At 64.8% G+C, this 8,053-nt stretch carries 7 protein-coding genes and 1 riboswitch; of the genes, 2 read left to right on the forward strand and 5 right to left on the reverse strand.

Annotation, left to right across the window (positions count from 1 at the left end; all coding sequences use genetic code 11):
- The 5 genes from RIF85_RS13115 to RIF85_RS13135 all read right to left on the reverse strand — a co-directional run.
- On the reverse strand, positions 1–788 hold a 788-nt coding region (locus RIF85_RS13115), incomplete at its 3' end, for a cation:dicarboxylate symporter family transporter (protein WP_309072344.1).
- Between the two features lie 136 nt (positions 789–924).
- Positions 925–2,547: a DUF885 domain-containing protein gene (locus RIF85_RS13120; RefSeq protein ID WP_309072350.1), complete on the reverse strand. Its 1,623-nt coding sequence runs from the start codon at positions 2,545–2,547 to the stop codon at positions 925–927.
- A 209-nt stretch (positions 2,548–2,756) separates the two neighbouring features.
- On the reverse strand, positions 2,757–4,001 hold the full coding sequence (locus RIF85_RS13125; protein ID WP_309072345.1) for a glycosyl hydrolase: 1,245 nt from the start codon (positions 3,999–4,001) through the stop codon (positions 2,757–2,759).
- A 16-nt stretch (positions 4,002–4,017) separates the two neighbouring features.
- Positions 4,018–4,092: riboswitch (cyclic di-GMP riboswitch) on the reverse strand.
- 169 nt (positions 4,093–4,261) lie between these two features.
- Positions 4,262–4,492: an acyl-CoA carboxylase subunit epsilon gene (locus RIF85_RS13130; protein WP_309072346.1), complete on the reverse strand. Its 231-nt coding sequence runs from the start codon at positions 4,490–4,492 to the stop codon at positions 4,262–4,264.
- A complete protein-coding gene (locus RIF85_RS13135) occupies positions 4,489–6,123 on the reverse strand; it encodes an acyl-CoA carboxylase subunit beta (protein WP_309072347.1) in 1,635 nt (544 codons plus the stop codon). The genes RIF85_RS13130 and RIF85_RS13135 overlap by 4 nt, the downstream gene beginning before the upstream one ends.
- Before the next feature lie 231 nt (positions 6,124–6,354).
- On the opposite strand from RIF85_RS13135, the gene RIF85_RS13140 reads away from it, so the two are divergent.
- Positions 6,355–7,203 (forward strand): NAD(P)-dependent oxidoreductase, encoded by an 849-nt coding sequence (locus RIF85_RS13140; protein WP_309072348.1) that lies wholly within the window; start codon positions 6,355–6,357, stop codon positions 7,201–7,203.
- Between the two features lie 92 nt (positions 7,204–7,295).
- A partial coding sequence (locus tag RIF85_RS13145; protein ID WP_309072349.1) for a biotin--[acetyl-CoA-carboxylase] ligase occupies positions 7,296–8,053 on the forward strand: 758 nt, incomplete at its 3' end.

Here is an 8,053-nt window from a genome sequence, read left to right on the forward strand (position 1 = left end):
ACGGCGAACAGCACCAGTGCCAGGCCCACGTAGATGGCGAGGGTGAACTTGCCGAGCGAACCGATGGTGTCCCAGCCGTACACCGCCACTGCCTTGCCGATCAGGCCGACGGTACCGATCGGCGCGATCCGGATGATCCACCAGAGCACCTTCTGGATGACGGCCAGAGCCGATGCGTTCAGTGCGAGGAACGGTTCGGCGGGCTTGCCCACCTTCAGGGCGGCGATGCCGATAGCGACGGCGACCACCAGGACCTGCAGCACGTTGAAGTTGAGCCCTGTGGTGATCGCGCCGGCGTCGTCCACGCTGGACGAGGCCTGCAGGCCGAGGAAGTTGGCGGGGATGAGGCCGGTCAGGAAGGCCCACCAGTCACCGGTGCGGCCGGTGTACTCGCTCGGAGGCGCCGCGTTCGTGTTGGCACCCGGCTGGAAGATTGTCCCAAGGCCGATGCCGATCACCACGGAAATCAGCGCAGTGATGGCGAACCAGAGCAGCGTCTGCCCGGCCAGGCGCGCGGCGTTGTGGACGGCACGGAGGTTGGCGATCGAGCTCACCACCGCGGTGAAGATCAGGGGTACGACGGCGGCCTTCAGAAGCGAGACGTAGCTCGAACCGATGGTGGCGAGGGTTGTGCCGAGGGCATTGGGTGTCTCTTCGGTGTGGCCGGTGTATTTGGCGATCAGGCCAAGCACGAGGCCAACGATCAGGGCAACGATGATTTGCGGTCCGAAGGAGGTTACCCAGCGGGGCAACCTGCGGGACGCCGGAGCGGAAGTTTCTGAAGTCACCCGAGAACAATAGGTTCGTTCCTCTAACAAACAAACTGCTTATTGCGAAATGTTTCATCTTGAACCAAATGGGTCGGCAGGACACACCCCTCGGGAATGCCTGTCGGGGTGTGTCCTGCCAAGTCAACGGGGAGAACTAGCTCAGGAGCGCCCTGCGCAGGGTGTCCAAGCCCACAGAGCCGAGGTTCAGTGCGCGGGTGTGGAAGTCGCGCAGGTTGAAGGAGTCGCCTTCGCGCTGCTTCACTTCGTCGCGGATCTGCTCCCAGAGCCGCTGGCCGATCTTGTACGCAGGTGCCTGCCCCGGCCAGCCGAGGTAGCGGTTGAACTCGAAGTTGAGTTGACCTTCGCTGATGGCGATGTTCTTCTTCAGGAATTCGTAGCCCTTGTCCGGCGTCCAGGTGCCCGAGCCCCACCGTTCGGGGATTTCAAGCTCCAGATGGACGCCGATGTCGAAGACCACGCGCGCGGCCCGCATCCGCTGTGCGTCCAGCATGCCGAGCCTATCCCCGGGATCGCTGAGGTAACCGAGGTCCTCCATGAGCCGCTCCGCGTAGAGCGCCCACCCTTCACCGTGTCCGGAAACCCAGACGGCGTTGCGGCGCCAGGAGTTCAGGAGCCCGCGCTGGAAGGTGGCGGTGGCGATCTGAAGGTGGTGTCCGGGAACGCCCTCGTGGTAGACCGTGGTGGTTTCCTTCCAGGTGGTGAAGGAGTCCTCACCCTCGGGAACCGACCACCACATGCGGCCCGGGCGGGCGAAGTCGTCGCTCGGACCCGTGTAGTAGATGCCGCCTTCCTTGGTGGGTGCGATCATGCATTCGAGCGTGCGCATGATGTCCGGGATGTCGAAGTGCACGCCGGCGAGTTCGCTGACGGCGCGGTCAGACAGCCCCTGCATCCAGGCCTGCAAAGCGTCGGTTCCGTGAAGTTGGCGTTCAGGCGATTCGTCAAGGATGCGCATGGCCTCCTCGATGGAGGCGCCCTCCTTGATCTCGTTGGCGACGGCTTCCTGCTCGGCAATGAGCCGGTCAAGTTCCTCAACGCCCCACTGGTACGTTTCTTCGAGATCGACTGTGGCGCCGAGGAACTGGCGGGACATCAGCGAGTAATGCTCGCGCCCGACGGCGTCCTTCTCGGGAGCTTCGGGCAGCAGTTCTTCCTCGAGGAACGTGCGCAGATGCAGGTAGGCGCCGCGTGCTGCCTCTGCGCCCGCTGCGAGATCCGTGCGCACCGAGTCCGGGAGACCGCCGTCGTCGCCGGTGGTGGCGCCGCCCACGAACTCATCGAAGTAGCCGCCCTCGGCCGCATACACCGTCACCTGCTCGATGACGTTGCGGACCTGGCGTGCAGCAGGCAGGATGCCGCGGTTCTTCCCCTCGCGAAGTGAGGTGATGTACCCGCCGATCGCGTCCGGCACGTTGCACAGGCGGCCGGCGATGTGGCCCCACTGTTCGGCGGTGTCCGTCGGCATGAGGTCGAAGATCATGCGGATTTCCTGCGCAGGGCAGGCGATGTTGTTCAGGTTGGCGAGGTTGAGCCCTGTCTCGTGGATCTCCAGTTCCAGGCCGAGACGTTCACGCATCGCGTCCAGGGTGACGGCGTCGACGTCGTCAGTGGGCTCCAGGTCATCCAGCCGGCCCAGGGTTTCCCGGGTGGCTTCCGCAAAGGCTTCCAGTCCGGCAGGGGAGTAGTCCCGGTATTCTGTCTCGTGGCCGGGCAGGCCCAGCTGGGTAGCGAATCCCGGGTCGAGCTGCAACAGCATCTCGGTGTAGGCCTCGGCGACGGCGTCGATTGCCGTCTGGGAGCGGGTGGGAGCCACAGCGGTCAGGTTTGCAGTGGGAGTCTCGTTGATCACCCGTAGAGCCTAACGGCACGTTGTTGCCCCCGGCCACAGTGCTGTCGACCCAGAGCCGGGATCGTGACCGGATCGTGTTGCGTGCCGTGTCGAGGTGAAAGCACCGGGCGGGCCGGCTAGCGTCGAGCTGCCAGCGCCTCCCGGAAAGCGGTAGCGGAGGATTCGCTGCTGTCGATCCGCCAGTCCGCCTCCTTGGTGATGTGGAACCAGAGGAGCGCGACGACGTCGGGTTGCGCTGAGACGTACGCGAAGAGCTTCCTGTTCCAGTCCGCCTTGGAGCCGCCCAGTTCGACCGAAGCAATTTCGGCGATTACAACAGGTTTCCCGGGTGCGATCTGCCGCAACTGCGCAAGACCTTCACCCAACAGGGCATCGGGTTCCTGCCATGTGCTCCAGCTCTGGGAAGTACCCCAGTTATAGCCGTCCAGTGCCACTTGGTCCACGTAGCTATCGCCGGGGTAGAGCTGCGCGAGCGGCGTTGAGCCCCAGTAGGGCACATTCGGATTCCAGACCCATCGGATGTTGGACGCTCCCGTTGCGGCAACCACATCGTGGACGTGGCGGTAGGCGGTGATGTAGTCACCGGCTCCGTTGCCGTTCACGCCCTCGGCCCACGGATACCAGTTGCCGTTCATCTCATGTCCGAAACGGAGATATACGGGATGTCCCCAATCACGCAGGGCGTATCCCCAGTCGCGAAGGTATGCGTCGAAGTCTCCGGCGGCGATCCGGTCCAGTGAGTAGGCAGACTGGTCGACCCCGCCTCCCCAGGTCCAGGGCTCCCAGGTGAGCAGGGTTTCCGCTCCGCGGGCCCGAACCGATTCGAGCTCGGCGATAGGGGGAGCCTGATTGAAGTCTTTATAGGAGAGGACGAGCGAGGGTGCTTCACCGGCGATTGCGGCGACGGCGTCGAGTTCGGCGTTTGCCGCAGGACCCGACGCGGTCCCGACCCCGAAGCGAATGCTCTTGCCGCTTCCTGCAGGTTCCGGGTCAGGGCTGGGCTGCGCACTGACGACGACGAACACCGCCGACGCCGACACTGCACCGGCGGTGGCAATGACCTCGACCGAGGACGAGCCGGACGGTATGACGATGCTCGTCTGGAAGGAGCCGGAACCGCCGACGGTCATGGGAGCGGTGTTGGTGCCTGCTGTCACGGTGCCCTTGGCACGCTTCGGGAAGCCGGAGCCCTTGACTGTCACAGTCGATCCGGCCTCTCCCGAACCGCTGCTGAGACTGATGGCAGCGGATGCCTGCGCGGGTAGCGCCAAGCCCAGGGCGCAGAGAGCCGTGATAGCGACCAACAGGACAAGGCGTTGCAGCCGCAGGAGGCGCGGGCTTGAGGGCAGGGTGGGAACCATGATGACACTTTCGCTGTTCGGTAACCCGGCTGACCGCAGGGGTCCCGTGGCTTTGCGTCCCCGGCTCGCACCGGGTTTGCCCTTATCGTCGCGGGCCGATGCCCGTGCTGTTCCTGCCGCATGAACGCTGCGTCCTGCGGCACTGCACCAATTCTGCACCGGAAGCCTCAAGTTAGACCGTGCGCCCGATCAACCGGAACGCAGGATCGGCGCAGGTTGTGCTGCACGCGCCAGAACCGTCAGCCGAAGTGGTTCGGAGGCTACCGAAGTGCGCTCCGTCGCCAGGATCCCGGCCCGGGGCGCGGACCCAGCCGCAGCTGGTCCCGCCGAATCCAGGTGCGGTGCGGGGCCGGCGTGCGGTCGCCGTCGTCGTTCTCTTCCAGTCCAAGCACGACGACGGCGAGGGCCGCCAGCTCCTCCGGCGTCGGGTTCCCGGCCACCACCTGGAACAGGGGAGCGTTCTCCTCAGCGGGGATGGTTTCGGTGCTCATAGCGGGATGTTTCCGTGCTTCTTGGCGGGCAGGGCCGCACGCTTGTCGCGCAACGCGCGCAGGCCGCGGACTATCTGCACCCGGGTATCGGAGGGAGCGATCACCGCGTCGACGTAACCAAGCTCGGCGGCCTGGTAGGGATTGAGGAGTTCCTCCTCATACTGGTTGATCACCTCGGCGCGGGCGGCTTCGACGTTGCCGCCGGCGTCGGCAACCGACTTCAGATGGCCGCGGTAGAGGATGTTCACTGCCCCCTGCGCGCCCATGACGCCGATCTGGGCAGTGGGCCAGGCAAGGTTGATGTCCGCGCCGAGTTTTTTCGAGCCCATGACAATGTAGGCGCCGCCGTAGGCCTTGCGGGTGATGACCGTCAGCTTCGGGACGGTGGCTTCCGCGTAGGCATACAGCAGCTTGGCGCCGCGGCGGATGATGCCGTTGAACTCCTGGTCCTTACCGGGCAGGAAGCCCGGGACATCGACGAGGGTGAGGATGGGGATGTTGAAGGCGTCGCAGTGACGGACGAACCGGGCGGCTTTTTCGGAGGCTGCGATGTCCAGGGTGCCCGCGAACTGCATGGGCTGGTTCGCGACGATCCCGACAGTGTGACCCTCGACCCGGCCGTAGCCGATGAGCACGTTCGGCGCGTACAGCGACTGCATCTCCAGGAAGTGGCCGTCGTCGACGATGGTCGAGATGACCGTATGCATGTCGTAGGGCTGGTTGGCTGAGTCGGGGATCAGTTGATCCAGTGCAGAATCGAGCTCATTCAGCTCAAGTTCCTCGGCGAACTCCGCCAGCGGTGCTTCGGCGAGGTTGTTGGAGGGCAGGAAGTCGAGCAGCTCCCGCACGAAGTCGATGGCATCCTGCTCATCGGAAGCGAGATAGGTGGAGGTTCCCGTGGTCGAGTTGTGCTGGCGCGCCCCGCCGAGGGTTTCCATATCCACGTCTTCACCGGTGACTGTCTTGATGACGTCCGGGCCGGTGATGAACATGTGCGAGCTCTTGTCGACCATGACCACGTAGTCAGTCAGTGCGGGGGAGTATGCGGCGCCACCGGCACAGGGCCCCATGATCAGCGAGATCTGCGGGACCACACCCGAAGCGTGCACGTTGTTCCGGAAAATGTCGGCGAACATCGCGAGGGACGCGACACCCTCCTGGATGCGGGCTCCGCCGCCGTCGTTGATTCCCACCACCGGGCAGCCGTTCCGGAGCGCGAACTCCTGCACTTTCACTATCTTCTCGCCGTTGACCTGGCTGAGCGACCCGCCGTAGACGGTGAAGTCCTGGCTGTAGATTGCGATCTGCCGGCCGTCCACGGTGGCATATCCGGACACGACGCCGTCACCGAGAGGCTTCTTCTTTTCCATGCCGAACGCGGTGGAGCGGTGCACCGCGAGGGCGTCGAACTCGACGAAAGAGCCGGCGTCAACCAGCATCTCGATGCGCTCGCGGGCCGTGCCCTTACCCCGGGCGTGCTGCCTGGCGATGGCCTCAGCGCCGGACGGCGCCAGCGAACGTTCCTGCCTCTGTCGAAAGTCGGCGAGCTTGCCTGCCGTGGTATGCAGGTCCGGGGCGGTGTCGCCCTGAATGCTTGCGTCCTGGTCGAGGGGAAGCGTTTCAGGTTGCATCGAGTCTCTTCCGATTGATGTCTTGAGTGGCTGCCGGTAGTCAGTTCCGCAGGTCCCCTTAAGTAGGTTTCCTCCAAAGAACAGAGCTTTCCGCCCAGTCTAGTGAGCAAAATGGTGCCTATGGCTGTAGAACACCTACAACAACTCCTCGAAAGACTTAGCGCAGGCGCCGAAGTTACCCGCGAGTAACAATTAGGTTTTCCACCCTCTCCCCGCATTAGGGTGTCCCGTATGACTGGCAACGGCGCTCCTGTTCTCCGCACCCTGTCCGGGCGCACCATCCTGATGTCCGGCGGCAGTAGGGGTATCGGCCTGGCCATAGCATTGCGGGCTGCCCGGGACGGCGCCAACGTCGCCATCCTCGCCAAGACCGGTGAACCACACCCGAGCCTGGAAGGCACTGTCCATACCGCTGCGGATCAGATCCGCGCGGCAGGCGGGCGCGCGCTCGCCGTCGTGGGCGATGTAAGGAACGACGACGACGTTGCCTCGGCCGTGGAGGCGACGGTCGCCGAGTTCGGCGGCATCGACGTCGTCGTCAACAATGCCTCGGCGATCGATCTCTCGAAGACTCCTGACGTGTCGATGAAGCGCTACGACCTCATGGCGGACATCAACGTTCGGGGTACGTTCCTGCTGAGCAAGCTTGCGCTGCCCGCCCTGCGCAAGGGCACCAACCCGCACATCCTTACCCTCTCACCGCCGCTGAATCTCGATCCAACCTGGGCAGGGAAGCACCTCGCCTACACCATGGCCAAGTACGGAATGAGTCTGACGACTCTTGGGCTCGCGGAGGAGCTGCGCAGCGAGGGGATCGCTGTCAACTCGCTCTGGCCCCGCACCCTGATCGACACAGCTGCCATCCGTGCCATGCCCGGCGGCTCCGAGCTGATCAAGGCGGCGCGAACACCGGACATCGTCGCGGATGCCGCGCACGCGGTGCTGCTCCGGCCGGCCAGCGAATGCACCGGGAACTTTTTCACCGACGAGGAGGTCCTGCGGCAGGAGGGAGTGACGGACTTCAGCCGGTACAGCCTTGGCGCTCCGGAAGACCGCCTGATACCGGACATTTTTTTGTAGCCGCTTCCGCTTCATCCTGCGCCCAGCCCCGCTGTGGCCCCGAACCTAGGCCGACGCTCAGTGCCGGGCCCCCGGCCAGTAGGCTTGGACCTATGAGATCCCGCTATTCCAACCTGGAACGTCCCGGCCTGGACGAGGCCGGACTGCGTGAGGCACTGTGCAGCCCGCGAGGTCCCTTCAGCCGGCTGGACCTGCTGGAGGCCACTGGGTCCACCAACACGGATCTCGCCGGTCACGCCACCGAGGAACCGGCGGCATGGCCGGACCTGAGCGTGCTGACGGCCGAAGAGCAGACGGCCGGCCGAGGCCGGATGGAGCGTACCTGGACTGCGCCGGAGCGTTCCTCGCTGATCGTCAGCGTGCTGCTGCGTCCACACAATTCTGAAGGGCGTCCCCTGCCTACCCAGAGCTATGCGTGGATGTCGCTGCTTGCGGCGCTCGCGCTGTCGGAGAGCATCGAGGAACGCACCGAAATCTCCCCCCAGCTGAAGTGGCCCAACGATGTCCACGTTGACGGACGAAAGCTGGCCGGTGTTCTCGCCCAGCTCGTGCCGGGAGCCAACGGTGAGCCTCCCGCCGTCGTCGTCGGTACAGGCGTCAACGTCAGCCTCACGGACCAGGAACTTCCCGTGCCGACCGCCACCAGCCTCCTTCTCGAATACGCGGCAACCACCGACCGCAATGTCCTGCTGAAGGCCTATTTGCGTCGCCTCGAGGCGCACTACCGTGAGTTCACCGCGGTCGACGGTGACGCCTCCCGCCCCTGGCGAGACGGCACCTCCCTCCTGACCCGGGTGAGCGCCCGCATGGCGACGCTTGGCCAGGATGTTCAGGCGGATCTACCGAACGG

It is taken from the genome of Arthrobacter sp. (genome assembly GCF_031179385.1).
In the GTDB taxonomy this organism is placed as follows: Bacteria; Actinomycetota; Actinomycetes; order Actinomycetales; family Micrococcaceae; genus Arthrobacter_D.